Here is a 25,237-nt window from a genome sequence, read left to right as displayed (position 1 = left end):
GAACTGCGGCGCTTCGTTTAAACCGCACCCGTCACGATATGCTTGGCCGGCTCCCCGCCATTCTTGAACACCTGTGGCGCCAGCGAGCCCACGAACATCCCGATGAACGCCGCCACCAGCCCCGCCAGCTGCCCCGGGAAATGCTCGCCCCAGGTCGTGAACTGCGGGAAGAACAGCAGCCACACGAGGATGCCCGCGCCGATCGACAGGATCGCGCCTTGCGTGGTCGCGCGCTTCCAGTACAGCCCCATCACCAGCGGCACGAAGGCGCCCACGAGCGTCACCTGGTAGGCGCTCGAGACCAGTTCGTAGATCGAGGTGCCTTGCATCGCGATCGCATACAGCAGCACCATGGCCGCGAACACCACGATCGTGATGCGCATGGCCAGCAGCTTCTGCTTGTCCTTCAGGCCGGGACGCAGGTTGAGCAGGATGTTCTCGACAAAGCTGGTCGATGGGGCCAGCAGCGTGGCCGACGAGGTGCTCTTGATGGCCGAGAGCAGGGCGCCGAAAAACAGGATCTGCATCACCAGCGGCATCTTGGTCATGATGAAGGTCGGCAGCAGGCGCTGGTAGTCGTTCCTGGCGATGTCCATGGCGGAATCGCCCATCACCACCACGGCCGCGGCCACGATGAACATCGGCACGAAGGCGAACAGGATGTAGCTGGCGCCGCCGATCACGGCGCCGGTGCGGGCGGTCGGTGCGTCCTTGGCCGACATCACGCGCTGGAACACGTCCTGCTGCGGGATCGAGCCGAACATCATGGTGACGGCCGCGCCGATGAAGAACATGATGTCGGTGAAGCTCGGCTCGGGCAGCAGGCGCCACAAATCGGCCTGCTGGGCCATCGCCAGCACCTTGTCGGTGCCGCCGGCGAGATCCGCCGCGAAGACGGCGATGATGCTCATGCCCACCACCAGCACGATCATCTGGATGAAGTCGGTGATCGCCACGGCCAGGAAGCCGCCCACCACCACGTAGATCAGCACCGCCATGGTCCCGACGAACATGCCCATCGCGGGCGACATCGCGCCACCCGTCAGCACCGTGAACACCAGGCCCAGCGCGGTGATCTGCGCCGCCACCCAGCCCAGGTAGCTCAGGATGATCGCCACCGAGCAGAAAATCTCGATGCCCTTGCCGTAGCGCTGGCGGTAATAGTCGCCGATGGTCAGCAGGTTGAGTTTGTACAGCTTGGCCGCGAAGAACAGGCCGACCAGGATCAGGCACATGCCGGCCCCGAACGGGTCTTCGATCACGGCATTCAGGCCGCCCTGCACGAACTTGGCCGGGATGCCCATCACGGTCTCGGCGCCGAACCAGGTGGCGAAGGTGGTCGTGATCACCATGATCAGGGGCAGGCTGCGGCCGGCCACGGCGAAGTCGCTGGTATTCTTGATCCGCGTGCCCGCCCACACACCGATGCCCAGCGTGCCGATCAGGTAGAGGGCGACGAAAACGATCAAGGTGGTGTTCATGCTGTGGGAGCTCCGAAGAGAAAAATGTTCGCGCGGAAAATCCGCGATTATAAAGGCAGAATCTGGCCGCAGGATCAAGTTTGCTAGTATTTACCGATCGAGTGTTGTTCAACAGGGAAGGAAACGGACATGTCGGATCGCAGCACCTCTACCCCCTCCTGGCACGAGCGTGCCGCCAGCCTGGCCATCGACGGCCGCGCCTTCATCGACGGCTTCCGGGTCGAGGCCCGCAGCGGCGCCCGCTTCGACTGCCTTTCGCCGGTCGACGGCCGCAAGCTGGCCGAGGTCGCGCGCTGCGATGAAGCCGACGCCGACGCCGCCGTGCTGAGCGCCCGCGCCGCTTTTGAAGACCGGCGCTGGGCCGGCATGCCGCCCGCCAAGCGCAAGCGCGTCCTGATCCGCTTCGCCGACCTGATGCTTGCAAACCGCGACGAGCTGGCGCTGCTGGAAACCCTCGACATGGGCAAGCCGATCCGCTACAGCCTCGCCGTGGACGTGCAGCAGGCGCAGAACTGCATCCGCTGGTACGGCGAGGCCATCGACAAGATCTACGACCAGGTCGCCCCCACCGCCGAAGACAGCCTGGCCCTGATTACGCGCGAGCCGGTCGGCGTGGTCGCCGCCGTCATCCCGTGGAACTACCCGATGCTGATGGCGTCCTGGAAGATCGCCCCGGCGCTCGCCGCCGGCAACAGCGTCATCCTCAAGCCTTCCGAAAAAGCGCCGCTCACCTCCCTGCGCCTGGCCGAGCTGGCGCTGGAAGCGGGCGTGCCGCCCGGCGTGTTCAACGTGCTGCCCGGTTACGGCAACGAAGTGGGCAGCGCGCTGGCCCTGCACATGGACGTCGACTGCATCGGCTTTACCGGGTCCACCCGCGTGGGCAAGCAGATCCTGCAGATGGCCGGCCAGTCGAACCTGAAGCGCGCCTGGACCGAATTGGGCGGCAAGTCGGCCAATATCGTCTGCGCCGACTGCCCGGACCTGGACGCTGCGGTGGAGGCCGCGATCGGCTCGATCTATTTCAACCAGGGAGAAAGCTGCAATGCGCCCTCGCGCCTGTTCGTGGAAGCCTCGATCAAGGATGCGTTCCTGGAAAAAGCGTTGGCGCTGATGCCGCGCTACGCGCCGGGCGACCCGCTCGATGCGGCAACCGTGATGGGCGCGATTGTCGACCCGATCCAGATGAAGACGGTGCTCGGCTATATCGAGGAGGGCAAGCAGGGCGGGGCGCGCCTGCTCGCGGGCGGCAAGGCGGTGCGGCAGGACAGCGGCGGCCTGTTCATCGAGCCGACCCTGTTCGACGGCGTCGACGCCGGCATGCGCATCGCGCGCGAAGAGATCTTCGGGCCGGTGCTGTCGGTGCTGTCCTTCACCGACCTGGACGAAGCGGTGCGCCAGGCCAACGCCACGCCCTATGGCCTGGCGGCCGGCGTGTGGACGGCCGACATGAGCCGTGCAATCCGCGCCTCGCGCGCCCTGCGCGCCGGCACCGTGCACGTGAACCAGTACGACAGCGACGACATCACCGTGCCTTTCGGCGGTTATAAACAGTCGGGCAATGGGCGCGACAAGTCGCTGCATGCCTTCGACAAGTACACCGAGCTGAAGACGACCTGGATCCGGGTCGGCTGAACGCCGTCCCGGGCCGTCTTAGTTGCGCGCGGCGTGTTCGAGCGCGTCGATGTCGCCGCCGCGGATCAGGTCGAGGTGCCGGGTGATCCAGTCCAGCGGGCGGTCCCACCAGGCCAGCGCCACCAGCCGGCGTGCGTGGTCGGCGTCGAAGCGCGGGCGCACGACTTTCGCCGGGTTCCCGCCCACGATCGCATAGGCCGGCACGTCGCCCGTCACGACCGAGCGCGCCGCGACGATGGCGCCGTCGCCGATGCGCACGCCCGGCATGATCAAGGCGTCGAAGCCGATCCAGACGTCGTTGCCGATGATGGTATCGCCCTTGTACGGCAGCTCCCCTTCGCTCGGGCGTGCGCCTTCCCAGCCATTGCCGAAGATGAAGAAGGGATAGGTCGAGATCCCGTCCATCTGGTGGTTGGCGCCATTCATGATGAACTTCACGCCGCGCGCGATCGCGCAGAATTTACCGATGCGCAGATGGTCGCCGATGAAGGGGAAATGGTAGAGGACGTTGTTCTCGAAGTTCTGGGCGCCGTCCGGGTCGTCGTAATAGGTGAAGTCGCCGACCTCGATGTTCGGGCGCGTGATCAGGTTCTTTAAAAAGCAGACTTGCGGGAAGCCTGGCATCGGATAGGGGGTGTCAGGGTCTGGATGCATGGGTTGTTCAGTCGTGTTCAAAAAAGTAGCCTGCATGGCGCGATGCCGCTTACACCGCCATGTCCCGCAGGATGCGCGATGCATCCCGGTTCGCCCCCAGCACCGTGCCGTCGCGCATGTGGATCTGCAGCTGCGACTGGTCGTCGGCCCGCATCGATTCCACGAAGTCGAGATTGACCAGTGCCGAGCGGTGGATGCGTACGAAGCGCGCCGGATCGAGCTGGGCTTCGAGTTCCGAGATACCGATGCGGACCAAAAAGTGCTGGCCGCGCGCCGCGATCACGGTGTATTTGGAATCGGCCTTCATGTACTCGATGTCGCCCGCGGCCAGCGGAAAGATGCGGCCGCGGTCGCGCACGAGGATGCGTTCCAGCCGCGCCGGGGCGGCGGCCGGGCTGCTTGCCTGGACCAGCGCGCTGTCGAGCGATGCACGCTCGTGCTGCGCGCCTTCCAGCAGCCGCGCCACGGCTTCCGCGAAGCGTGCCTGCGTGAAGGGCTTGAGCAGGTAGTCCACCGCATTGAGCTCGAAGGCGGTGACCGCATACTGGTCGTAGGCCGTCGTGAACACGATCTGCGGCAGGTAATCCAGGCGGCGCAGCACTTCCAGCCCGGTCATCTCGGGCATCTGGATATCCATGAACACGACGTCCGGACGCAGGCGCCCGATACGCTCCAGTGCAGTCGCGCCGTCGGAGGCTTCCCCCACCAGGCGCAACGACTGGTGGGCATAGATGGCGTCGCGCAGCACGTCGCGCGCCAGCGGCTCGTCTTCGGCGAAGAAGGCGGTTTTAAGCGTCATGCGTAGCTCTCCTGGCGCACGGCCGGAATGGTGACGGCGACGCAAAAGCCCGCGCCCGGTGCGCACTGCACGCGCAGCAGGGCGCGGCTGCCGTAGTCGAGCTGCAGGCGCCGCTCGACGGTGCGCAGGCCCAGGCCGTTCGAGGCTGCGACCGCTGCCGGATCGGCGCCGGGACCGGTGTCGCGCACCGTCATGGTCAATGCGCCGCTGGCAGCATCGCGCCGGGTGCGGATCTGCAGGATGCCGGGTCGGCTGTGCGGATTGAATGCATGCTTGATGCTGTTCTCCACCAGCGGCTGCAGCGACAGCGCGGGTAGCGGATGGTCGCCCGCGTCCTCGTCGAGGTCCCATTCCACGTGCAGGCGTTCGCCCAGGCGCAGCTGCTCCAGCTCGAGGTAGTCGCGCACGAAACCGATTTCCGCGTCGAGCGTGACGCGGTCGCTGCCGCTGCGCTCCGTGTCGAGCACATAGCGCAGCATGTCGGAGAACTGGAACAACGCCGTCTCGGCGGCGGCCGGGTTGCGCTGGGTGAGCGCGATGATCGAGTGCAGGGTGTTGAACAGGAAGTGCGGATTGAGCTTGTTGCGCAGGGCGCTCAGTTCCGAGGCGACGAGCAGGGTGCGCGCCTGCTGCGCGGCCAGCGCCTGCTGCTGGGCAGCCATGCCGGCGCGGACCGTGTGGAAGATCCCGGCCACCAGGGCGTAGCTCATCAGGCTGTACATGAAGGGCCAGGCATGCCACTGGATCGAGCGCGTGACCGCGCCCAGCATCGCCAGCGTCAGCAGGTGCGAGCCGATGGCAAAGCACAGCGCCGCGCAGGCGTGGACGGCGACCAGGGCGAAGCCTCCCACCGCGCGTGCTTCGAGCCGGCCGGTAAGCGGCCATACCAGCGCCAGCAGCCCGGCGGCGGGGATGGTGCCGTAGACGCCCTGCAGCAGGTCCAGCCAGCGCACGCCCTGGTCGAGCGTGTCGGCCTGCAGCACGAAGCCGACGATGACGCCGTACAGGCTCCAGCCGGCGATGTAGGTGCGCCACATGAGCGGGATGCGCGCGAAGAAGGTGGTCGGTTTCATGGGGCTAGTATGGCGCGGCTTCGAGGGCGTGCGGCACGCCGTGCGACGGATTGCAAGAAAACGACGCGGATTGCGCATGCCCGGGAATCAAACGCACGGCCGAGTGTAGCAAGTCCCGGCAGGGCCTGCCATCCTTACCTGTCCTGCATGGCTTTTCAAGGCCGGGCGTGGATTTGCAAGTTGGCGCCCGTTTGCGTAAAGTCGTGCAGACTCGACAGGACAACATTCCGGCTGCGGCAGCCGCCGCCATCGACACCCTCCATGACCCCGCTTTCCGCTTCCCTCTCGCCCGCACGCTGGGCCATCTCGACCGTCTTCCTGTTCAACGGCGCCGGCATCGGCCTCTGGGCCGCCCACGTGCCGGTGGTGCAGGCACGCACCGGCATCGACACCGCGACCCTGAGCATGGTCTTGCTCACCATCGCGGCGGGCGCCTTGCTGGCCATGCCCTTGATGGGCGGCTTCACCGCACGCTGGGGCACGCGCCGCATGACGCTGCTGGGCGGCTTTGCCTTCGCGGCGACGCTCGCCGTGGTCATGGGCGTGACCGACCTGCGCCTGCTGTTCGTGGCCGCTTTTGCCTTCGGCGTGAGCAACGGCGCGCTGGACGTGGCCATGAACGCGAATGCCAGCGAGGTCGAGACCGCGCGCGGCGTGCCGACCATGTCGTCCTTCCACGGTTTCTTCAGCCTCGGCGGCCTGCTGGGCGCGGCGCTGGGCGGCGTGATGATCGGCCAGGGCTGGGGCGACGGGCAGGGCGCGTTCGCGATGGCCGTCGTGACGGCTGTTGCGCTGGCCCTGGCCGCCCCGCGCGTGATGGCCTTCGCACCGAGTCATGAAGCGAGCAGCCATTTCCAGCTGCCGCGCGGCGCGGCGCTCAGCCTCGGCTTGCTGGCGCTGCTGTGCTTCGCGGTGGAAGGCGCGCTGGTCGACTGGAGCGCGCTCTTGATGCAGGAACGCACCGCGGCCGACCCCGCGACGGCGGCGCTGGCCTATTCGGCCTTCTCGATCGCAATGGCGGCCTGCCGCTTTGCCGGCGACCGCCTGATCCTGCGCTTCGGCGCCATGCGCGTGATGGTGCTGGGCGGGCTGGCGATGTTCGCGGGGCTGGCCACTGCTGTGCTGAGCACGCACTTCATGTTGTCGGCGGCCGGCTTTGCGCTGATCGGGATCGGGGCTGCCAACGTGGTGCCGCTGCTGTTCGGCGCGGCTTCGCGCATCCCGGGCATGAGCGCGGGGGCGGGCGTGGCGGCGGTGGCGACGCTGGGATATGGCGGGCTGCTGCTGGCGCCGCCGGTGCTGGGGTATATCGCGGCGCAGGCCAGCATCATGGTCGCGCTAGGGATTTTGTCGCTGTCAGGGTTGGTGATTGCGCTGAGTGCAGGGATTATCACGCGGCAGGCTTGATCGTGCGCTGACGTTTTTTAGCTAGTGTTGAAGGCAGTGTCGCTTGTACACAGGGCTTTCGATTACGGTCTGCAATCGGCCAAAAGCCGTAGTTGCGAATACATGAGATAAGGAACTATGCCGAACTTTTCGTGGGAGCCGCTCGATTTTTTAGAGGCGCTTGAGGTAGTGCCTGTGGAAGAGGAATACGGCATTTCCTATCGATATCTTTCCTCAAGACAACTCGTTTCTCTTGAGCTGACGATCTGGCCTTTCGATGGTGACGTAGAGCTACTGCTGCGCTGCGAGGGGATAACGGAGCCATTAGTGCGCCTCAACTTGCTTGAGTGTCCGGGCGCACGTGTAGTACGGGACAGCCAAGGTACATCTATCGAGTTCTCTGCTGCGAAATCATTCGGCGAACGTTACGACCACGTCGACGCCCCTCCGTATGGATTTCGTCTCCAAGTTCAACCGTTTATCCAGGTGACGACTTTCTCATATCCGGTCTGATGCAACGACCGGTATGGGTCGAAAGCGAACATTACAATAGGTACGCATTGAGTCGAGAGCATCCAGTTGCAAACGACAGCACTCAGCCAATCACGTCGAGTAAATTCAATCGCGAGACGAAACAAGCCAAAGCGGTCTTCGTCGGGAATGCTCGCGATATCCGCGATTCCTGTGTACTTCCGAAGATACGCAGTCCCTACATTGTTGACGAGGATATCGGCGTCGGGCACCCGTGTAACGAGCCGCGCTCCCTTCCAGTCAAGGCAATAACAAACAAACCGAACAGTGAATAAACTTTTCAGTGGGGGACCACCTGCCGCCTGCGCAGCGAGTCGGCGCCCCTATTCTCCGATCGAATAAGTGTCATGCCTTGCCCCCGTCTTCTACCAAGACGGGCGCACGGATATCGTGTGTCCTGTGCCGCGAGCCGTGGCACGCATTCACTCTTCGACAGGTACCCACATTGGCATTCGCGTGAATACCTTGTCGCCGGGTGCAATCGACACGCCGATCATCGACAGCCAGTTCAGGACAAAGGAAGAAGCGAATGACGCGAGGGCGGAGTACGCAGGCATCACGCCGCTCGGCCGCATCGGCAACGCCGACGAGATGACCAGCGCCGCCCTGTTCCTGGCATCGGACGAGAGCAGTTTCTCCACAGGTATGAACCTGGTCGCCGACGGCGGCGTGACACGAGTTTGACGATTTCTCGAACTACCACCCACTTTCTATTGGAAACAAATATGAGCATTCTTATCTACGGCGACCTGGGCTCAGGCAGCTATCGTCGCGTCGCGGCTGCCGCAAGCATCATGGGCATCGAGTTCGAGCATATCAATGTGGATCTCTTCAAAGGTGAAAGCCACACACCCGAGTTCCTGAAGCTCAATCCCCACGGGCTGACGCCAGTCATGCAAGATGGTGACACGACTCTCTGGGAATCATCCGCAATCAATATCTACCTGGCTGAGAAAGCAAACTCGCCGCTGCTAGGCAAGAGCGAGAGCGAACGTTACCAAATCTTGCAGTGGATGTTCTGGTCCGGCGAACAGTGGCGTATCTTCGGCGTACACCTGTTCAACGAGCGGGTGGCCGGCCGGGCAATGGGACAAAGCGAGAATGCGTCGATCGTCGATCTCTCGCTCAAGCATATCCGGGCGGGCGCGGCGGTCCTGGACGCGCATCTTGCAAACCGGCGATTCATGGTCGGCGACGCGCTGAGCCTGGCTGACATCGATATCGCGGCGCCGTTCTCCCAGGTGTTCCGGACTAAGGCCCCTTTTGCCGAGTATCCAAACCTGTGGGCGTGGCAGCAACGGCTCCTGGAAACGGTGCCGGCGTGGGCGCAAACAAAGCGTGACCTCGACGAGCGTATGGACAGCTTCATGGGTTCGCTCGGCATCAGCTTCTGATGCATTGGGCTCCAAGGAACAACATCCGGGCCTTGCATGTCTTGCCCTGCGGCCTGGCTTTGCCAGCCGCGCGGACGGCAGGGCCCAGTCCTCAATGCAGCTTCAGCGCACGCCGTATCTGCTGGTGCCGAGCTGTTCCTCGACGAATGCGATGAACGCCAGGGCTTGTGGGCTTGCATTGCGTCCCCCTCCGGGGAGCACGGCCCACAAGTCAAGGTGCGGCATGCGCCAGTCGGCCAAGACCTCGGCCACCGCTCCGTTGGCAAGTTCGTCCTCGAAAATCCATTCCGTCGCAACAGCCACCCCCAGGCCGGCCAGCACCGCCGCACGAACCCCTTCCAATGCACTGATCCTCAGCCGTGACTGAAGCACGACCTCGGTCGACACGCCATCCCTGGAAAACGTGATGTGGTCGCCGCCCTCCCCACGCGAGAGAACGATGGCATCGTGCCCGACAAGGTCGGCCGGCGCTTCGGGTGCGCCACGTTGTGCCAGGTAATCCGGCGTCGCGACGACGATCCGGCGGCATTGACCTATCTTGCGAGCCGTGAGACTGGAGCTCGCGAGCTTCCCCATTCGTAAGGCGACCTCCGCACCTTCTTCCACAAGACCGACGTTCCCATCGTCGAGAAGGAGGTCGATCGACAGCCGCGGATGTCGCTCCATGAACAGCGGCAGTTTCGGTATGATGTGCTGCCGCATGAAGGTGATGGTGCCGCTGACACGAAGCCTGCCCGTCAGCGGGGCATTCGCGCCTTTAACGCTTTGCAGCGCCAGGTCCGCTTCTTCGAGCGTGCGAAGGGCATGCTCGTAGAATACCTGGCCGGCGTCCGTGGGCGCCAGGCCGCGGGTCGAACGCAGGAAAAGCTGTACGCCCAGTTCCTGCTCGAGTTGTGCAACCGCTTTCGAGACCGAAGGCTGCCTCACATCCAGGTCCTTGGCGGCAGCACTGAACGAGCGCGTCTCGTAGACACGCACGAACGACTGCATCGTATTGATCAAGTCCATCGTTACCCGGTATAGACATCCATGAAGAGCATGCAGCATAGGGTGGTGCTGCAAACAGGTCAACCCGGGAATGGCGGATGGTCCCCCGGCCATGTCGGTCGCGTTACGTGAGGGCGGCAGGTCTGCCGCTACTCACTCCCAGGCACTGGGCAGGTCGCGCGACGCATGGTCTTCGTGCCGGATCGCCCCGCCCGACAGCACCCGCTTGATCACATCGCCGCCGATCCGGTTGTTCTTCAGGTATTCGACGGCGCCCCGCGTGCCTACCGAGGACTGGAGCAGGACGGCTTGCCGTACCAGCTTGTCGATATCGACGGAGGTTCGGGCCTGGGATGAGCGCGCGCGGTGGCTGCGGCGCTCGGTGGAGACCATCGTCATGATTGCTTCCTTCGATGATGAATTGCGCTTGCCGGCGCATGCAGCAGGCGGCCGGGCATGCCGGCCGCCCTTGCCTTAGTTGAAGCTCAGGCCCGCGCTATTGGCGTTGTTGATCTTCTTGCCCTTGAGGTCGACCGTGAAGCGGTCGCTCGGCTTGGCCGAACCCAGGCCCTTGAAGATGGCGAACACCTGCTTGAACTGGTGCTGGAACGGCACCTGCACCGGGTTCTGGTCCGAGACCTTGTCGCCCACCCGCAGCACTGGCGCCGGTGTCGCGGGGAAGGCTGCCATCAGTACCTTGTACTGGCTGACGCGCTCCTGGCCCATGTCGCGCAAGGCCAGTTCACCTGCATACACGGTGCGGTGGAAGTCGCCGTAGAACTCGTAGGGCGTGATCTTGGCGAAGTCGTCCAGCTTCAGGCCGGCGGCCGAAGCGAGCTTCTCGGCGCGGGCGGTCGCGTCCAGCCAGTCGGTGTTCAAGCGCGCGGCGCTGGCGGCCTGGCCGGACGGCGCCACCGTCGCGGCGCATGCGGCGGTCAGCGGCAGCACCGCCGGGTTGTCCTTGAGCTGGGCCAGCGTGACCGGGGTTTGCAGCTGCGACAGGATCAGCATCTGCCTGCCGTCGAGCTTCATGGCCGCTTCTTTCATTTCGCATGGCCAGTACTCGTCCATGAAGCGCAAGCGCGACAGTTCGCCGAAATAGGTGCGCGTGTACTCCCCGTACGAGCGGGTATCGAGGATTGTGCGGTCCCAGCGCTTGGCCACGTCGGCAGGCAGGGTGCTAGCCTGCAGGTAGGTGTTCTCCACCTGGTAATGGGGGAACAGCTCGTTGAAGCGCGATACGGAGTTCAGCGCCACGGTCTGCACGTCGACGTTGTCGAGGTCCTTGTAGGTCAGGATCTTGTAGGCCGCCCCATAGACCGCCAGCGAAGGCGATTGCACGTTGACCAGGTAGTTGCCGCCGGCGTCGGCGTAGTCGTTGGTGCCATTGAAGTGCATGTGGCCGCCCACGTGCAGGCGCAGACCGGTGGCGGCCACGCCCGCGGCGGTGGCCGAATCGGGCACGCGCGCGGTCTGGAAGGCGCCCGGCTTGAAGGCCGCTTTCATGGCCTCGGTCTGGTTGGCGTAGAAGTCCATGGTCGGATAGTGCGAGAAGGCCATCAGCTGCTTGCCCTCGGCCTTGGCGCGCGCGGTGACGGCCTTGACCCATTCGACCAGGTGCAGCTTGTGGGTCAGCACCTTGTTCCAGCCGGCGTTGCCGGCGCCGTCGTAGCCGCTGAATTTCTTTGGATTGGCCGGATCGAATTTGGCGTTCGGGACGAACACGTTGGCGTCGATCGACAACAGCCACAGGCCCTTGACCGGCTCGACCAGGTAGCTGCTGTCGATCATGCTGGCGCAGCGCGTGTAGGGCTTGCCCAGCTTGGCTTCGCCAGCGGCTTTGAACGCGCCGCCCGAGCCTTCAGCGCAAATCTCGAACTCGCGGTTCTTCACCGCGGACTGGGCCAGCGCTTCCTCGTAGCTGTACTTGTTGCCGCTGTATTTGCTGAACGGGGTCTCCCACAGGATGTCGGCCTTGTTCGGGGTGAAGCCGAATTCGCCCAGCTTGGCCATCAGCTTGTCATAGCCTTGCTCCATGAGCTGGTCGGTGCAGACCACCGTCGGGTCCTTGGCCACGCAGGCCGCGTTCGACCTCGCGTACACCTTCTGCTCCTTGCCCTCCTTGGTCAGGAAGTCGTTCTTGCCCGCTTCCGGGTCGTCGAAGGGTTCGTTCGGATCATGGTTGCCCGGCGCCAAGAAGAAGCGCATGCCTTTGGCCTGGTATTCCTTGAGCACTGCGGCGATGCCGTCGATGTTCATCGGCTGGGCGTCGTCCGAATAATCGCCGGGGAAGGCCACTTGGCGGATGCCCTTGGCATAGGCGTCGTCTAGGGCCGCGCGGAAAGCGAAGTAGTTTTCGTTGAACAGGCGCGTGGAGGTCAGCTGCGCATACATGGTGCGGATGGTTGCGTTCTTGCCATCCTTGGTGGGAATGCCGGCAAACTGGCTGCTCTTGAAGTCGCCGTACACGTCATGGAAGTGCACGTCCGACATGAAGGCGACGCTGGTATTGGCGGCTGCGACCGGCGGCGGCGCGACCGGCGCCGTCTGTACGGGAGGCGGTGCGTCGTTGCTGCTGCCGCAGCCGGACAGCGCCAGTGCGGCTGCGCCGGCAAACGAAAGGAATGGAAGGCGAACGAGGCGGGGCATGCAAGACTCCGGTGCTGAACATGCATGCATCCTATTCGGCCAGGATGACCTGCACGTTACACGAAACGCCATGCATCCCGCATGGCGCGCCCCGGCCCGTCGTGCGAGAATCGCCCTGCATTCCCGGCTATTGGCTCGAAAGGTATTCATGGCGCGACCGCCCGACCCCCGCCCACTCACGCGCGCCAGCGCAGTGCACAACATGCGCGCCCGCCTGCTGCGCGACAGCTTCCCCCGCATCCAGATGTTCATCCTCGTGTCCCTCACCGGCCTGGCCGGCTTCGGCGCCTCGGTGGCCATGCTCGCCGCCGGGATCGACACGATGGCGCTGCGCTACCTGCTCGCGATGGGCGTGGCCTATATCGTGTTCCTGCTGCTGCTCTGGCTGTGGTTGCGCACGAGCGCAGCCGATTACATCGACCTCGTGCCTACGGACTCGGGGGGCGGGCCCGGGACGGATGCGGCCACTGACTTTACCGGCGGTGGCGGCACATTCGACGGCGGCGGCGCCAGCGCCAACTTCGATGCCGGCACGGGCGACAGCGCCATCGACACGGTCGTCGAGAAACCGCTCAGTGTCATTGGCGAGGCCGACGAGGCCGCGATCCCGCTAGTCGTGGTCCTGCTTGCCCTCGGCATCGCGCTATCGTCGCTATTCGTGATCTGGTCGGCGCCTATCCTCTTTGCCGAGATCCTGGTCGATGGCTTGCTGGCGGCGGGCCTGTACCGGCGGCTGCGGGTGCTCGATCCCCGGCACTGGATGGTCGCGGCGGTCAAGCGCACGATCATTCCTTTCGTCCTGACCACGCTTGTCGTGGCCGGCGCAGGCTGGGGCATGCAGGCCTATGCGCCCGAGGCCCGGTCGCTGGGCGGCGTCCTGCTGCATCAATCGCCCTGAGCGTAGACCAGATTCGTTTAGCGTCCGCCCGACACGTCGATGAAGCTGCCGGTCGTGTACGACGCCTCGCTTGAGAGCAGCCACAACACGGCCTGGGCGACTTCAATGGGGAGTCCTCCGCGCCCCATCGGCACCGAGGAAGCCAGGCGCGCGACGCGTCCGGGTTCGCCGCCGCTGGCATGCATCTCCGTTTCGATGAGCCCGGGGCGTACGCCATTCACGCGGATGCCCTCCGATGCCACCTCTTTGGACAGGCCGATCGTCAGCGCATCCAGCGCCGCCTTCGACGCCGCATAATCCACGTACTCGCCCGCCGCACCCAGCACGGCTGCACGCGACGAGACGTTGACGATTCCGCCCCCAAGGCCGCCATGCCGGGTCGACATGCGCCGCACCGCCTCGCGCGCGCAGAGGAGGGCGCCCACGACATTCGTGGCCATGATGCGATGAATCCGCGCGGCGTCCATCTGGTCGACGCGCATCTGCTGGGACAGCACGCCGGCATTGTTGACCAGGGCGTCCAGGCGCCCGAAGCGCTCGTCGATCGACGCGAACATGCGTTCCACCTGTGCTTCGTCGGCGACATCGGCCTGGATCGCATAGGCCACGCCCCCCTGGCTGTGTATCGTATCGACGACCGCCGCGGCGGCGGCCGCATCGGATCGATAGTTGATGCAGACCTGGTAGCCGCGTTGGGCGGCCAGGAGCGCGCAGGCCGCGCCGATCCCGCGTCCACCGCCGGTGATGAGGATGGTTTTGTTCATGCGGCCTCGCCGTAGTGACGCAGGACCGTGTACACGCCGTTCTTCGATTCGACCAGCGCATACCCGCGCACGTCCCAGCACACCGGCGGCAAGCCGGCAGGCAGGGCCGCCCCGGTGGCGCGGCGCGCCATGGTCACGTGCGGACGGTAGGGGCGCGCCTCGGGGCACAAGCCGAGCGCCACGAGGGCGTTGGACAGGCGCGCATGCAGCGCCTGCAGTTGCGGCGGCGTGGTGTCGGGTTCGAGCACCGCGATCCCGCTATGCCACAGGGCGGCCGTATCGAGTTCGAGCGAAAACGGCTCGACGGGCACATCGAAACCGTCGAGCAATGCCGGCAGCCGTTCGCTTGGCTGGCTGCCGAGGAAGTGCAGGGTGACGTGCAGCTTGTCGGCCGCGACCGGCGTGGCGCCCTTCGGCCATCCCCAGGCGTCGCGCCGCTCCTTCAGGAGGTGGCGCATCGCCGGGTCAGGCCAGAGGGCCAGGAACAGGCGATTGGTAGGCTGCCTGTCCATCTGCGTCATCTCAGAAGCAATGTTCCGGCGCCGGGAAGCTGCCATCCTTCACTGCCGTCACATACGCCGTGACGGCGGCGTCGATGCTGGCCTGTCCTTCCATGAAGTTCTTCACGAAGCGCGCCTTGTGGCCGGGGAAGACGCCCAGCAGGTCGTGCATCACCAGCACCTGGCCGGAGCAGTCCGGACCGGCGCCGATGCCGATGGTCGGGATGGCCAGCAGTTCGGTCACGTCCTTGCCCAGCGCCGCGGGAATGGCTTCCAGCACCACCATGGAGGCGCCCGCCGCCTGCAGCGCCAGGCCGTCGGCCTTGAGCTGCTCGGCCGCGGCGTCGGTCTTGCCCTGCACCTTGAAGCCGCCGAAGGCGTGCACGAACTGCGGTGTCAGGCCGATGTGGGCGCACACCGGGACGCCGCGCTCGACCAGGAAGCGCACGGTCTCGGCCAGCCAGGCGCCGCCTTCGATCTTGACCATCTGGGCGCCGGCGCGCATCAAGGTCACCGCATTGTTGTAGGCTTCCACGGGCGTGGTGTAGCTGCCGAAGGGCATATCGGCCAGCACCAGGGCCAGCTTGTTGCCGCGTGCGACCGAGGCGGTGTGGTAAGCGACGTCCGCCACCGTCACCGGCAGGGTCGAGTCGTAGCCGGCGCAGACCATGCCGAGCGAATCGCCGATCAGGAGCACGTCGACCGCGCAGCGGTCCATCAGCGAGGCGAAGCTGGCGTCGTAGGCGGTCAGCATCGCGATCTTGTCGCCGGCCGCGCGCATGGCCAGCAGCGAGGGCGCGGTGACGGCCTTGCGCTGGCGTTTCGGTGCGTCGTTGGCGGCCGGGTCCTGGCCCTGCAGGTAAGCGCTCATGGAATTCCTTTTAAGACGGTCGTTCGACAATTGCGTAGTGTAATGCGGCGGCGGCAAACGTGCAGCTTACACGCCGGGCGGAAAGCCGGCAGCGCCAACAGGATGGTGAAGCGACAACAGAGTCAGTATAATGAGATCGAGGGTGATCGTTTCTCACAGAAACGACAGGATTCGCGATGGTCGGGCCGCCACGCGCTTACCGTCACGTCCATCGCCGATGATCCTCCGATTCCTGCCGCTCCAGCCAGCCGTCTTCTTTCTTCCCTGCCTTGACGCCGACGCGCGTACGCCCCACGACCCTGCCGCAGGCACGCGCCCGCGCTTGCATGTTTTACCAAGCATGGCAGGCTCCTCGGCCAACTACCTGACGCAACCGGAGACCACCAGTGCGCATTGAAAGACGACTGTCGACGACCTTCAAGCAGTTCACCGAATCGGGCAAGGCCGGCGGCATCGTGCTGATCGCCTGCACTTTGGTGTCGCTGCTGGTCGCCAATTCGGCGCTGGGAGAGGGCTACCTCGGGTTCTGGCGCCAGTACGTGGCCGGCCTGTCGATCGAGCATTGGGTTAACGATGCGCTGATGGCCGTGTTCTTCCTGCTGATCGGGCTCGAGCTCGAGCGCGAACTGCAGAACGGCGAGCTGTCCGACCTGCGCAACGCCATGCTGCCGATCCTGGCGGCCGCCGGCGGCATCGCCGTGCCCGCCCTGATTCATTTCCTGCTCAATGGCGGCACCCCGACCCAGGCTGGCATCGGCATCCCGATGGCGACCGACATCGCGTTCGCGCTCGGCGTGCTGGCCCTGCTCGGCAGCCGGGTGCCGGCCTCGCTGAAGGTCTTCCTGACGGCGCTGGCGGTGATGGACGACCTGGGCGCGATCGTCGTGATCGCGGTGTTCTACACGGCCGAGCTGTCCTTCCTCTACCTGGCCGGCGCCTTCGCCGTCTTCGCCGCGCTGCTGGCCGCCAACCGCGTGCTGCGCATCATGGCGCTGTGGCCGTATCTGCTGGGCGGCGCGCTGATGTGGTTCCTGATGCTCAAGTCCGGGGTCCACGCCACCATCGCCGGGGTGCTGCTGGCCTTTGCGATTCCGTATTCCAGCCGCGAGGACGATGCGGCCTCGCCTTCGCACCGGCTCGAGCACATGCTGCACAAGCCGGTTGCCTTCCTGATCCTGCCGGTGTTCGCCCTGGCCAATACCGGTATCGTGATCGGTGCCGGCTGGGCCGGCGAGCTGGTGTCGGCCAACAGCCTGGGCATCCTGCTCGGACTGGTGGTGGGCAAGCCCGTCGGGATTTTCCTGTTCAGCTACGGCGCCGTGCTGCTGGGCGTGTGCCGGCTGCCGCTCGACCTCGCGTGGCGGCACGTGCTGGGGGCGGGCCTGCTCGGCGGCATCGGGTTCACCATGTCGATCTTCATCACCAACCTGGCCTATACGGGGCAGGCGGAGGTGATCAATGCGTCGAAGATGGCGATCTTGATGGGCTCGCTGGTGGCGGGCCTGGCCGGCTTCGCCTGGCTCAAGTTCCTGGGTGCGCCGCTGGCGTCGGATCCGGACCCCGGCACCATGGACTTCGACGACGCGCCGCTGCGCCGGCCGCCGCGCAGCCAGTGAAGACGATCCTGCATCCCGCTCGGGCCGTGAGCCTGAGCTTCCTGGTGGTGATCCTGATCGGCACCGCGCTGCTGCAGCTGCCGCTGGCGCGCGCCGACGGCAGCGACGCGCCGTTGATGGTGGCCTTCTTTACCTCGGTGTCGGCGGTCTGCGTTACCGGCCTGGTGACGGTCGATACCGGCACCTACTGGTCGACCTTCGGCCAGGCGACCATCATGGTGCTGTTCCAGCTGGGCGGCTTCGGGATGATGACGGCGGCCACCTTGCTGGGCCTGATGGTGAACCGCTCGCCGCGCCTGCGCACGCGCCTGATGACGCAGACCGAAACGCGCTCGCTGGCGCTGGGCGACGTGCGCAGCGTGGCCAGGGTGGTGCTGGCCATGACGCTGGCATGCCAGTGCGTCATCGCGCTGGTCCTGATGCTGCGCCTGCACCTGGAGCACGGACTCGGCTGGCGCGAGGCGGCTTGGTCGGGGCTGTTCCATGCGGTATCCGCCTTCAACAACGCCGGCTTTTCGATCCATGCCGACAGCCTGACGCGCTATGCCGCCGATGCCTTCATCCTGCTGCCTATCCTGTTCGGCTTCCTGCTCGGCGGCATCGGCTTTCCCGTCATGCACGACCTGCGCCAGCGGCTGAACGATCCACGCCACTGGTCGCTGCACACCAAGCTCACGCTGGCCGCCACGCTGGTGCTGCTGCTGGCCGGCTTCGTCCTGATCCTGCTGCTGGAATGGAACAATGCGCGCACGCTGGGGCCGATGGCGCTCGGCGAGAAGATGCTCAATGCGCTGTTCATGTCGGCTGCCGCCCGCACCTCGGGCTTCAATACGGTCGACATCGCCGCCTTGACGCAGGAAACCTGGGCGCTGCACTACCTGCTCATGTTCATCGGCGGCGGCAGTGCCAGCACCGCCGGCGGCGTCAAGGTGGCCACCGTCGCCGTCCTGTTCCTGCTGGTGCTGGCCGAACTGCGGGGGCGCAACGACACCGAGGCGTTCGGGCGGCGCGTCGGCGCGCCGGCCCAGCGCCAGGCCATCACCGTGCTCGTAATCGGCAGCATGCTGGTGGTGCTCGGCACCCTGGCGCTGCTGCACCTGACCGATTTTCCGACCGACCAGGTCATCTTCGAAGTGATCGCCGCCTTCAGCACGGCCGGCCTGTCGACCGGCATCACCGCGCAGCTGCCGGTCGCCGGGCAACTGGTCCTGCTGCTGCTGATGTTGTTCGGCAGGATAGGGACGATCACGCTGGCCACCTCGCTGGTCATGGGCGAGCGGCGCATGCCTTACCGTTATCCTGAGGAGCATCCAATTGTTGGGTAGAATTTTCACAGAGCAGTTCGCGTTTTCCAGCAGCGACAGCGTGGTGGTCATCGGCCTGGGGCGCTTCGGCGGCGCCGTGGCCCAATCGCTGGTGCGCCTCGGCCACGACGTCATGGGCATCGACCGCAAGGAAGACCTGGTGCAGGTCTGGGGCGACCGCCTGACCCACGCCATGCAGGCCGATTCGACCAACGAGAACGTCATGCTGCAGCTCGGCGTGGCCGACTTCTCGCACGCGATCGTCGCCATCGGTTCCGACCTGGCCGCCAGCCTGATGACGCTGATGGTGCTCACGGAACTGGGCATCAAGGATATCTGGGTCAAGGCCATGTCGCCCGAACACGGGCAGATCGCCCAGCGCATCGGCGCCCACCACATCATCTATCCCGAGGCGCACATGGGCGAGCGCGTGGCCCACCTGATCACGGGGCGGATGATCGACTTCATCGAATTCGAGGACGGCTTCGCGATCGCGAAAATCCATGCGCCGGCCGAAACCCACGACAAGACCCTTGCCGACGCCCATGTGCGCTCGCGTTTCGGCGTCACGATCGTCGGCGTCAAGCGCGCCAACGAGGATTTCCAGCATGCGATGCCCGACACCTTCATCCGTCCCGCGGATCTCCTGATCGTCTCGGGGCCGACCAGGAAGATCGAGGAATTCGCTTCGGGCAAGCGCAAGGGCAGGTAAGACGGCCGCCCGCGGCGCGGATCGTTCAGGAACGGAAAATGAAGTACACCGCGCCCACCAGGCACAGCGCCGCCCACACGTAATCGAGCTTGAAAGGCTGGTTCATGTAGAACATCGCGAAGGGCACGAACACGCTCAGCGTGATCGCTTCCTGCATGATCTTCAGCTGGGCCAGGCTGAACTGGGTGTGGCCGATGCGGTTGGCGGGCACTTGCAGCAGGTATTCGAACAGCGCGATGCCCCAGCTGATGAGGGCCGCGACATACCAGGCGCGGTGGTTCAGGCTTTTCAGGTGGCCGTACCAGGCGAAGGTCATGAAGACGTTCGACAGTACCAGGAGACCCGCGGTCTGGAACCAGATGGGCAGCTGCATGCTCAGCCGATCTTGTCCACGTCCTGGCGCCCGATGAGCGGCAGGAAATCATGGATCGGGCCACGGCCCGGGATGACCAGGTCGGGTGCGACTTCGGCCAGGGGGGCCAGCACGAAGGCGCGTTCGTGCATGCGCGGATGCGGCACGGTCAGGGAGTCGGTAGCGATGACCTGGTCGCCGTAGAGCAGCAGGTCGAGGTCGAGGGTGCGCGGCGCGTTGCGGTAGGGGCGTTCGCGGCCATGGGCCAGTTCGATGTCCTGCAGTGCGGCCAGCAGTTCGTGCGGGTCGAAGCTGGTGTCGATGCAGGCCACCGCATTGATGTAGTCCGGGCCGCTGGAATCGATCGGCGCCGTGCGGTACAGGCCCGAGGTTTCCACCACCATCGTGCCGTCCAGCAGGGCCAGGCGGCGCACGGCGTCGAGCACGTTGGCCTGGGCGTCGCCCAGGTTGGCGCCGATGCCGATCCAGGCGATCATTCCTCGCCGCCGCCCTGTGCGTTCGCGACGGCGCCTTCGCCGCCACCGCCCGACTTGCGTGGGCCGCGGCGCGGTGCGCGCTTGCGCTTGGCCGGCTGGCCTTCGCCGCCCTGGCCTTCGCCCTCCTGGCTGTCGCTTGGACCCGAACTGGCGCCGCCGCGGTGCCCGCCGGAGCGCCCGCCGCGCGAATTGGCCGCTGCCAGCAGCTGTTCGCGCTCGCCGCCTTCGGCCGCGTAGAACGCGGTCCACCATTCGCCCACCTCAAGCGGCAGCTCGCCCGATTCGCAGCGCAGCAGCAGGAAGTCGTAGCCGGCGCGGAAGCGCGGGTGCTCGAGCAGCTTGAACGGCGCCTTGCCGGTGCGGCGCTCGAAGCGCGGCTGCATGGCCCAGATGTCGCGCATGTCGGTGGCGATACGGCGCTGCAGGGCCAGGTTCTCGGTCTGGGTGTCGAGCACGTCGTCGGCCGCCAGGTGCAGGGCCGGGATCGGCGCTTCGCCGGCGGCGCGGTAGGCGTTCCACTTTTCCAGCACCTGGTGCCACAGCAGCGAGGCGAACAGGAAGCCGGGCGAGACGCCCTTGCCGGCTTTGACGCGCCCGTCGGTCGATTCCAGCGCCAGGGTGACGAATTTCATGCCGATCGGCTGCTCCAGCACGACGTCCAGCAGCGGCAGCAGGCCGTGGTGCAGGCCGGCCGAGCGCAGCTCGCGCAGGCAGGCCAGCGCATGGCCCGACAGCAGGAGTTTGAGCATTTCGTCGAACACGCGCGCCGCCGGCACGTTGTCGATCAAGGGGGCCATGACGGGAATCGGCGCGCGCGTGGTCGGCTCGATGGTGAAGCCCAGCTTGGCCGCGAAACGCACCACGCGCAACATGCGCACCGGGTCTTCGCGGTAGCGCGCCTCGGGCACGCCGATGATGCGCAGCAGCTTGGCGCGGATGTCCTCGATGCCGCCGTGGTAGTCGAGCACCGTCTCGGTGGCCGGGTCGTAGTACATGGCGTTGATGGTGAAGTCGCGGCGCGCCGCGTCTTCGTGCTGCGGGCCGAAATTGTTGTCGCGCAGGACGCGGCCGTGCTCGTCTTTTGGTGCGTTGTCGCTCCCGTTGCCGCGGAAGGTGGTCACTTCCAGCAGGTCCTGGCCGAACATCACGTGCACGATCTGGAAGCGGCGGCCGATGATGAAGGCGCGGCGGAACAGGCGCTTGACCTGCTCGGGCGTGGCGTCGGTGGCGATGTCGAAGTCTTTCGGCTTGATCCCCAGCAGCAGGTCGCGCACGGCGCCGCCGACGACGAAGGCCTGGAAGCCGGCGTCCTGCAGGGTTTGCGTGACCTTGATCGCATTGCTCGAGACCAGGCGCGGGTCGATGCTGTGCTGGTCGGGGCCGAGGATGACGGGTTCGGTCGGGTCGCGGCCGTCTTCCTTGACGCCCAGGATCTTGCGGATGAATTTCTTAATCATTGAATAGATGGAGTGTTGGCCAACCCTGCTCGCGCGCATGGGTGGCGAGCTTGGTGCTCGGGTTGGTGGCGACCGGATGGCTGACGACCGACAGCAGCGGGATGTCGTTGTGCGAATCGCTGTAGAAGTGGCTGCGCTCGAATTCTTCGAAGCGGTGGCCCAGGCGTTCGAGCCACGCGTGCATGTGGGTGATCTTGGCCGCCCCGGAAGTGGGGGTGCCCGCCAGCCTGCCGGTGAGATTGCCCGCCGCGTCGTATTCGGGCATGGCGCCGATGTGGTGCTCGACGCCCAGGCGCTGCGCGATCGGGGCCGTGATGTGGTAATTGGTGGCGGTGATGATGGCCACCAGGTCGCCGGCATTCTGGTGCTTGCGCACCAGCGCCAGCGCGCTTGGCCGGATGGCCGGCTCGATCACGTCGCGCAGGTACTGCGCGTACAGGGCGTCGAGGCGTTCGCGCGGGAAGCGCGCCAGGGTGCCGAGGGCGAATTCGAGATAGACGTGCGGATTGAGCAAGCCGGCCTGGTATTCGGCGAAGAATTCGTCGTTGCGGCGGCGGAAGGCGGTTTCGTCGACTGCGCCGACGCGGACCAGGAATTCGCCCCATTCGTAGTCCGAATCGATCGGCAGCAGGGTATGGTCGAGGTCGAACAGCGCAAGGTGTTTCATTCTTTGGATTCCGACTGCTGGTTTTCTTGGAGCAACAAATCGCGCAGCAGGGGCACGGTGACGGGGCGCTGGGTCTCGAGCGAATACTGGTCGAGGGCGTCCAGCATCGTCGCCAGCGACCGCATGTCGCGCTTGAAGTGAGACAACAAATAGGGTAACACGCTGGCCGACAGCGTCAATCCGCGCGCCTCGGCGGCCTGGGTCAACGCCGCGATCTTCTCGTCGTCGGACAGGCCCTTGATCTCGTAGACCAGGCCCCAGCCCATGCGCGTGCGCAGGTCTTCGCGCACCTGCAGCACGGCCGGCGGCACCGGGCCGGTGCTGACCATGTAGGTGCCGTGCTCGCGGATCTGGTTGAACAGGGCGAAGGCGTCGATCTGGCGCTGCGGGGACAGGCAGTGGCAGTCGTCCAGCAGGTACAGGGTGACGTCGGGCGAGTGCACGAACTGGTCTTCCGGCGCATTGAAAGGAATGTAGCGCGAAGCCGGACTGGCCGCGAGGGCCTGCAGCAGGTGGGTCTTGCCGGCGCCGGTGTCGCCCCACAGGTAGGCGAAATGCTCGCGCGAAGCGCGCTGCGCGAACTGGTGCATCAGGTGCGCCAGTTCGGCATTCTCGCCCACCTGGAAGGTGTCGAGGCTGTGCGCCGGTTCGGCGCCTAAATCGAGCACCAGCTGTTTCATGGTGTCGCTTTCACGCGGGTGGCATCGGGTTCGGGGTCGGTGTCAATGGCTGGGTCCATGCTACCGGCATTATAAAAGCTGCTGCGCAGGTAGTGGCGCCGCACGTGGCGGAAGCCGACCATCAGCACCGCCGATGCGGGCAGCGCCAGCAGCACGCCGGCAAAGCCGAACAGTTCGCCGAAGGCCATCAGCGAGAAGATCACCGCCAGCGGATGCAGGCCGATGCGCTCGCCCACCAGGCGCGGGGTCAGGATGAAGCTTTCGATCAGCTGGCCGGCGGTGTAGATGCCTACCACCCAGGCCAGGCCCACCCAGCTCGAGAACTGCAGCAGCGCCGCGACCAGCGCCAGCAGCATGCCCAGGCCAAAACCCAGGTAGGGCACAAAGCCCAGCAGGCCGGTGAGCACGCCCACCGGCAGCGCCACGTCCAGTCCGATGAAGTACAGCGCGGCCGAGTAGTACACGGCCAGCACGATCATCACCAGGAGCTGGCCGCGCAGGTACTGGGCCAGCAGCACGTCGGATTCGACCGCCATGCCGACCGTTTGCGGGGCCCAGCGGCGCGGGATCGCGCCTTCGATACGCGCCAGCAGCGAATGCCAGTCCAGCAGCAGGTAGAACAGCACCACCGGCACCAGGGTGAGGGTGGCGATCCAGCCCAGCAGGGCGCTGCCGCCGACCTTCACCTTGGCCAGCACCGAGGTCCACATGTCGTCGCCGCCGGCCGCTACCTGCTGCTCGAGCAGGGCGCGCAGGCCGGCGCTGTCGAGCTTGACGTGGATGCCGTACTGGCCCAGCCAGGGCGCCAGGTAGGTGTCGAGCCAGGTGAAGAAGGCGGGAATCTTGGCCTGCAGCAGGGGAATTTCGGCGCGCAGCACCGGCACCACGATCAGGAACAGCGCCACCACCGCCGCGCAGAAGGCGGTGAGCACGAGCGAGACGGCCAGCACGCGCGGCATGCGGGGGCGCCCGGCCCGGGTAGTGGCCAGCCGGTCGACCGCGCCGCCCAGCATGTAGGCCAGGATGGCGGCCGCGATGAAGGGCGACAGGATCGGCCCCAGGACGTACAACAACAGCGCCACCGCGAGCCAGAGCGCCAACCAGAAGGTGGATTGTTTTTGCTCCGGAGTGAGGAAAAATGGCATGTAGTTATTGTTATGGTCGCGGATTGGGGTGAGAACGGCTTCGGCGGGGGCCGTTTTGCTAATGCTAAAATGACGGATTGACCTGGTTTGGGTCTGCCGCCTTCTATTTTACCGCCTCCGCTGCCAAATACCATGAGCCAACCATCTAATGTTTCCCTCTCCTACCGCGACGCGGGTGTCGACATCGACGCCGGCGACGCCCTGGTCGAAGCGATCAAGCCGCTCGCCAAGCGCACCATGCGCGAGGGCGTCCTCGGCGGCATCGGCGGTTTCGGCGGGCTGTTCGAGATCAGCAAGAAGTTCAAGGAGCCGGTACTGGTTTCCGGCACCGACGGCGTCGGCACCAAGCTCAAGCTGGCTTTCGAGCTGAACCGCCATGACACGGTCGGCATCGACCTGGTCGCCATGAGCGTGAACGACATCCTGGTGCAGGGCGCCGAGCCGCTGTTCTTCCTCGACTACTTCGCCTGCGGCAAGCTGGACGTGGCCACCGCCACCGCCGTGGTCTCGGGCATCGCCAAGGGCTGCGAACAGTCGGGCTGCGCGCTGCTGGGCGGCGAAACCGCCGAAATGCCGGGCATGTACCCGGACGGCGAATACGACCTGGCCGGCTTCGCCGTCGGCGCGGTCGAAAAGTCGCAGCTCATCGACGGCAGCAAGATCGTCGCGGGCGACGTGGTGCTGGGCCTGGCCTCGTCGGGCATCCACTCCAACGGCTATTCGCTGGTGCGCAAGATCATCGAACGCGCCAACCCGGACCTGGAAGGCGACTTCCACGGCCGCAAGCTGTCGGACGTGCTGATGGCGCCGACCCGCATCTACGTCAAGCCGTTGCTGGCGCTGATGGCGTCGATGGAAGTGAAAGGCATGGTCCACATCACGGGCGGCGGCCTGGTCGAGAACATCCCGCGCGTGCTGCAGGACCACGTGACGGCCGTGCTGGACGCGAAGTCGTGGACCATGCCGCCGCTGTTCCAGTGGCTGCAGCAGCACGGCGGCGTGGCAGACGCCGAGATGCACCGCGTGTTCAACTGCGGCATCGGCATGACCGTGATCGTCTCGAAGGAAAACGCCGACGCCGCCATGGCGCAGTTGCAGGCAGCCGGCGAGACCGTGTACCGCATCGGCGAGATCCGTGCGCGCGAAGAAGGCCAGGCGCAGACCATCGTGCAATAAGGTTTTTTGACA

26 protein-coding genes are annotated in these 25,237 nt (G+C 65.6%); 10 read left to right on the top strand and 16 right to left on the bottom strand.

The genetic code is table 11. From position 1 onward, the window contains the following. Positions 1–17 precede the first annotated feature (17 nt). A complete protein-coding gene (locus AC3XQU_RS03230) occupies positions 18–1,481 on the bottom strand; it encodes a high affinity choline transporter 1 (protein ID WP_489872679.1) in 1,464 nt (487 codons plus the stop codon). A 129-nt stretch (positions 1,482–1,610) separates the two neighbouring features. On the opposite strand from AC3XQU_RS03230, the gene AC3XQU_RS03225 reads away from it, so the two are divergent. Then, positions 1,611–3,113, top strand: a complete 1,503-nt coding sequence (locus AC3XQU_RS03225) for an aldehyde dehydrogenase (RefSeq protein ID WP_489872678.1) — start codon at positions 1,611–1,613, stop codon at positions 3,111–3,113. Positions 3,114–3,131: 18 nt separating this feature from the next. On the opposite strand, the gene AC3XQU_RS03220 is transcribed toward AC3XQU_RS03225, so the two are convergent. Genes AC3XQU_RS03220 through AC3XQU_RS03210 form a run of 3 tightly spaced genes read right to left on the bottom strand, consistent with a single transcriptional unit; the run spans position 3,132 to position 5,639 of the window. Continuing rightward, a complete protein-coding gene (locus AC3XQU_RS03220) occupies positions 3,132–3,767 on the bottom strand; it encodes a Vat family streptogramin A O-acetyltransferase (RefSeq protein WP_489872677.1) in 636 nt (211 codons plus the stop codon). A gap of 49 nt (positions 3,768–3,816) precedes the next feature. Beyond that, a complete protein-coding gene (locus AC3XQU_RS03215; RefSeq protein WP_489872676.1) occupies positions 3,817–4,566 on the bottom strand; it encodes a LytR/AlgR family response regulator transcription factor in 750 nt (249 codons plus the stop codon). Next, positions 4,563–5,639, bottom strand: coding sequence for a sensor histidine kinase (locus AC3XQU_RS03210; protein ID WP_489872675.1), 1,077 nt, complete (start codon positions 5,637–5,639; stop codon positions 4,563–4,565). Before AC3XQU_RS03210 ends, AC3XQU_RS03215 begins: the two co-directional genes overlap by 4 nt. 261 nt (positions 5,640–5,900) lie before the next feature. Between AC3XQU_RS03210 and AC3XQU_RS03205 the strand changes: the two genes are divergently transcribed. The 4 genes from AC3XQU_RS03205 (at position 5,901) to AC3XQU_RS03190 (ending at position 8,950) form a co-directional block, all read left to right on the top strand. Then, positions 5,901–7,046: an MFS transporter gene (locus AC3XQU_RS03205; RefSeq protein ID WP_489872674.1), complete on the top strand. Its 1,146-nt coding sequence runs from the start codon at positions 5,901–5,903 to the stop codon at positions 7,044–7,046. Positions 7,047–7,163: 117 nt separating this feature from the next. Further along, entirely contained in the window at positions 7,164–7,538 is a 375-nt protein-coding gene (locus AC3XQU_RS03200; RefSeq protein ID WP_489872673.1) for a hypothetical protein, read from the top strand. Positions 7,539–7,898: 360 nt separating this feature from the next. Beyond that, positions 7,899–8,240 carry an SDR family oxidoreductase gene (locus AC3XQU_RS03195; RefSeq protein WP_489872672.1) on the top strand — a complete coding sequence of 114 codons (342 nt, stop codon included), beginning with the start codon at positions 7,899–7,901 and terminating at the stop codon, positions 8,238–8,240. Positions 8,241–8,281: 41 nt separating this feature from the next. Further along, positions 8,282–8,950 (top strand): glutathione S-transferase family protein, encoded by a 669-nt coding sequence (locus AC3XQU_RS03190; RefSeq protein WP_489872671.1) that lies wholly within the window; start codon positions 8,282–8,284, stop codon positions 8,948–8,950. 102 nt (positions 8,951–9,052) lie between these two features. On the opposite strand, the gene AC3XQU_RS03185 is transcribed toward AC3XQU_RS03190, so the two are convergent. The 3 genes from AC3XQU_RS03185 to AC3XQU_RS03175 form a co-directional block, all read right to left on the bottom strand. Further along, positions 9,053–9,958, bottom strand: coding sequence for a LysR family transcriptional regulator (locus tag AC3XQU_RS03185; protein WP_489872670.1), 906 nt, complete (start codon positions 9,956–9,958; stop codon positions 9,053–9,055). Positions 9,959–10,090: 132 nt separating this feature from the next. Beyond that, on the bottom strand, positions 10,091–10,336 hold the full coding sequence (locus AC3XQU_RS03180; RefSeq protein WP_489872669.1) for a hypothetical protein: 246 nt from the start codon (positions 10,334–10,336) through the stop codon (positions 10,091–10,093). A 75-nt stretch (positions 10,337–10,411) separates the two neighbouring features. Next, complete coding sequence (locus AC3XQU_RS03175) at positions 10,412–12,586, bottom strand: metallophosphoesterase (protein WP_489872668.1); 2,175 nt, start codon at positions 12,584–12,586, stop codon at positions 10,412–10,414. 202 nt (positions 12,587–12,788) lie between these two features. Between AC3XQU_RS03175 and AC3XQU_RS03170 the strand changes: the two genes are divergently transcribed. After that, positions 12,789–13,484, top strand: coding sequence for a hypothetical protein (locus AC3XQU_RS03170; RefSeq protein WP_489872667.1), 696 nt, complete (start codon positions 12,789–12,791; stop codon positions 13,482–13,484). A 17-nt stretch (positions 13,485–13,501) separates the two neighbouring features. Here the strand turns inward: AC3XQU_RS03170 and AC3XQU_RS03165 are convergent, their stop codons facing one another. The 3 genes from AC3XQU_RS03165 to panB are packed head-to-tail and all read right to left on the bottom strand — an operon-like array spanning position 13,502 to position 15,619. Next, positions 13,502–14,248, bottom strand: a complete 747-nt coding sequence (locus AC3XQU_RS03165) for an SDR family oxidoreductase (RefSeq protein ID WP_489872666.1) — start codon at positions 14,246–14,248, stop codon at positions 13,502–13,504. After that, entirely contained in the window at positions 14,245–14,760 is a 516-nt protein-coding gene (gene thpR, locus AC3XQU_RS03160) for an RNA 2',3'-cyclic phosphodiesterase (RefSeq protein ID WP_489872665.1), read from the bottom strand. Before thpR ends, AC3XQU_RS03165 begins: the two co-directional genes overlap by 4 nt. Before the next feature lie 10 nt (positions 14,761–14,770). Next, the gene (gene panB / locus AC3XQU_RS03155) at positions 14,771–15,619 is read right to left on the bottom strand and encodes a 3-methyl-2-oxobutanoate hydroxymethyltransferase (protein ID WP_489872664.1); all 849 of its coding nucleotides are present in this window, start codon (positions 15,617–15,619) and stop codon (positions 14,771–14,773) included. A gap of 386 nt (positions 15,620–16,005) precedes the next feature. Between panB and nhaA the strand changes: the two genes are divergently transcribed. The 3 genes from nhaA to AC3XQU_RS03140 are packed head-to-tail and all read left to right on the top strand — an operon-like array spanning position 16,006 to position 19,251. Then, entirely contained in the window at positions 16,006–17,235 is a 1,230-nt protein-coding gene (gene nhaA, locus AC3XQU_RS03150; RefSeq protein WP_489872663.1) for a Na+/H+ antiporter NhaA, read from the top strand. Continuing rightward, positions 17,232–18,560 carry a TrkH family potassium uptake protein gene (locus tag AC3XQU_RS03145; RefSeq protein WP_489872662.1) on the top strand — a complete coding sequence of 443 codons (1,329 nt, stop codon included), beginning with the start codon at positions 17,232–17,234 and terminating at the stop codon, positions 18,558–18,560. Before nhaA ends, AC3XQU_RS03145 begins: the two co-directional genes overlap by 4 nt. Then, complete coding sequence (locus tag AC3XQU_RS03140; protein ID WP_489872661.1) at positions 18,550–19,251, top strand: potassium channel family protein; 702 nt, start codon at positions 18,550–18,552, stop codon at positions 19,249–19,251. Before AC3XQU_RS03145 ends, AC3XQU_RS03140 begins: the two co-directional genes overlap by 11 nt. Positions 19,252–19,276: 25 nt before the next feature. Here the strand turns inward: AC3XQU_RS03140 and AC3XQU_RS03135 are convergent, their stop codons facing one another. Genes AC3XQU_RS03135 through AC3XQU_RS03110 form a run of 6 tightly spaced genes read right to left on the bottom strand, consistent with a single transcriptional unit; the run spans position 19,277 to position 24,049 of the window. Then, entirely contained in the window at positions 19,277–19,624 is a 348-nt protein-coding gene (locus AC3XQU_RS03135) for a DMT family protein (RefSeq protein WP_489872660.1), read from the bottom strand. Between the two features lie 2 nt (positions 19,625–19,626). Continuing rightward, the gene (gene folK, locus AC3XQU_RS03130) at positions 19,627–20,100 is read right to left on the bottom strand and encodes a 2-amino-4-hydroxy-6-hydroxymethyldihydropteridine diphosphokinase (RefSeq protein WP_489872659.1); all 474 of its coding nucleotides are present in this window, start codon (positions 20,098–20,100) and stop codon (positions 19,627–19,629) included. Next, positions 20,097–21,557, bottom strand: coding sequence for a polynucleotide adenylyltransferase PcnB (pcnB, locus tag AC3XQU_RS03125; protein ID WP_489872658.1), 1,461 nt, complete (start codon positions 21,555–21,557; stop codon positions 20,097–20,099). The genes folK and pcnB overlap by 4 nt, the downstream gene beginning before the upstream one ends. Continuing rightward, positions 21,550–22,224: an HAD family hydrolase gene (locus tag AC3XQU_RS03120; protein WP_489872657.1), complete on the bottom strand. Its 675-nt coding sequence runs from the start codon at positions 22,222–22,224 to the stop codon at positions 21,550–21,552. Before AC3XQU_RS03120 ends, pcnB begins: the two co-directional genes overlap by 8 nt. Then, a complete protein-coding gene (hda, locus tag AC3XQU_RS03115; RefSeq protein WP_489872656.1) occupies positions 22,221–22,904 on the bottom strand; it encodes a DnaA regulatory inactivator Hda in 684 nt (227 codons plus the stop codon). Before hda ends, AC3XQU_RS03120 begins: the two co-directional genes overlap by 4 nt. Then, the gene (locus AC3XQU_RS03110; RefSeq protein WP_489872655.1) at positions 22,901–24,049 is read right to left on the bottom strand and encodes an AI-2E family transporter; all 1,149 of its coding nucleotides are present in this window, start codon (positions 24,047–24,049) and stop codon (positions 22,901–22,903) included. Before AC3XQU_RS03110 ends, hda begins: the two co-directional genes overlap by 4 nt. A 132-nt stretch (positions 24,050–24,181) precedes the next feature. Here AC3XQU_RS03110 and purM point away from each other — a divergent pair, with 132 nt between their 5' ends. After that, positions 24,182–25,225, top strand: a complete 1,044-nt coding sequence (gene purM, locus AC3XQU_RS03105; protein ID WP_489872654.1) for a phosphoribosylformylglycinamidine cyclo-ligase — start codon at positions 24,182–24,184, stop codon at positions 25,223–25,225. Positions 25,226–25,237 lie beyond the last annotated feature (12 nt).

Source organism: Telluria sp. AZSoR62, assembly GCF_058111565.1.
This window is presented reverse-complemented; position numbering and strand designations above follow the sequence as displayed.

What these genes read in the sequence shown, in the direction of transcription:
- AC3XQU_RS03230 (WP_489872679.1), bottom strand. Translation starts at nt 1,481, where the DNA reads ATGAACACCACCTTGATCGTTTTCGTCGCCCTCTACCTGATCGGCACG.
- AC3XQU_RS03175 (WP_489872668.1), bottom strand. Translation starts at nt 12,586, where the DNA reads ATGCCCCGCCTCGTTCGCCTTCCATTCCTTTCGTTTGCCGGCGCAGCC.
- AC3XQU_RS03215 (WP_489872676.1), bottom strand. Translation starts at nt 4,566, where the DNA reads ATGACGCTTAAAACCGCCTTCTTCGCCGAAGACGAGCCGCTGGCGCGC.
- AC3XQU_RS03210 (WP_489872675.1), bottom strand. Translation starts at nt 5,639, where the DNA reads ATGAAACCGACCACCTTCTTCGCGCGCATCCCGCTCATGTGGCGCACC.
- AC3XQU_RS03170 (WP_489872667.1), top strand. Translation starts at nt 12,789, where the DNA reads ATGCGCGCCCGCCTGCTGCGCGACAGCTTCCCCCGCATCCAGATGTTC.
- AC3XQU_RS03200 (WP_489872673.1), top strand. Translation starts at nt 7,164, where the DNA reads ATGCCGAACTTTTCGTGGGAGCCGCTCGATTTTTTAGAGGCGCTTGAG.
- hda (WP_489872656.1), bottom strand. Translation starts at nt 22,904, where the DNA reads ATGAAACAGCTGGTGCTCGATTTAGGCGCCGAACCGGCGCACAGCCTC.
- purM (WP_489872654.1), top strand. Translation starts at nt 24,182, where the DNA reads ATGAGCCAACCATCTAATGTTTCCCTCTCCTACCGCGACGCGGGTGTC.
- folK (WP_489872659.1), bottom strand. Translation starts at nt 20,100, where the DNA reads ATGATCGCCTGGATCGGCATCGGCGCCAACCTGGGCGACGCCCAGGCC.
- AC3XQU_RS03190 (WP_489872671.1), top strand. Translation starts at nt 8,282, where the DNA reads ATGAGCATTCTTATCTACGGCGACCTGGGCTCAGGCAGCTATCGTCGC.
- AC3XQU_RS03180 (WP_489872669.1), bottom strand. Translation starts at nt 10,336, where the DNA reads ATGACGATGGTCTCCACCGAGCGCCGCAGCCACCGCGCGCGCTCATCC.
- panB (WP_489872664.1), bottom strand. Translation starts at nt 15,619, where the DNA reads ATGAGCGCTTACCTGCAGGGCCAGGACCCGGCCGCCAACGACGCACCG.
- AC3XQU_RS03185 (WP_489872670.1), bottom strand. Translation starts at nt 9,958, where the DNA reads ATGGACTTGATCAATACGATGCAGTCGTTCGTGCGTGTCTACGAGACG.
- AC3XQU_RS03110 (WP_489872655.1), bottom strand. Translation starts at nt 24,049, where the DNA reads ATGCCATTTTTCCTCACTCCGGAGCAAAAACAATCCACCTTCTGGTTG.
- thpR (WP_489872665.1), bottom strand. Translation starts at nt 14,760, where the DNA reads ATGGACAGGCAGCCTACCAATCGCCTGTTCCTGGCCCTCTGGCCTGAC.
- AC3XQU_RS03120 (WP_489872657.1), bottom strand. Translation starts at nt 22,224, where the DNA reads ATGAAACACCTTGCGCTGTTCGACCTCGACCATACCCTGCTGCCGATC.
- AC3XQU_RS03205 (WP_489872674.1), top strand. Translation starts at nt 5,901, where the DNA reads ATGACCCCGCTTTCCGCTTCCCTCTCGCCCGCACGCTGGGCCATCTCG.
- AC3XQU_RS03225 (WP_489872678.1), top strand. Translation starts at nt 1,611, where the DNA reads ATGTCGGATCGCAGCACCTCTACCCCCTCCTGGCACGAGCGTGCCGCC.
- AC3XQU_RS03135 (WP_489872660.1), bottom strand. Translation starts at nt 19,624, where the DNA reads ATGCAGCTGCCCATCTGGTTCCAGACCGCGGGTCTCCTGGTACTGTCG.
- AC3XQU_RS03165 (WP_489872666.1), bottom strand. Translation starts at nt 14,248, where the DNA reads ATGAACAAAACCATCCTCATCACCGGCGGTGGACGCGGGATCGGCGCG.
- pcnB (WP_489872658.1), bottom strand. Translation starts at nt 21,557, where the DNA reads ATGATTAAGAAATTCATCCGCAAGATCCTGGGCGTCAAGGAAGACGGC.
- AC3XQU_RS03220 (WP_489872677.1), bottom strand. Translation starts at nt 3,767, where the DNA reads ATGCATCCAGACCCTGACACCCCCTATCCGATGCCAGGCTTCCCGCAA.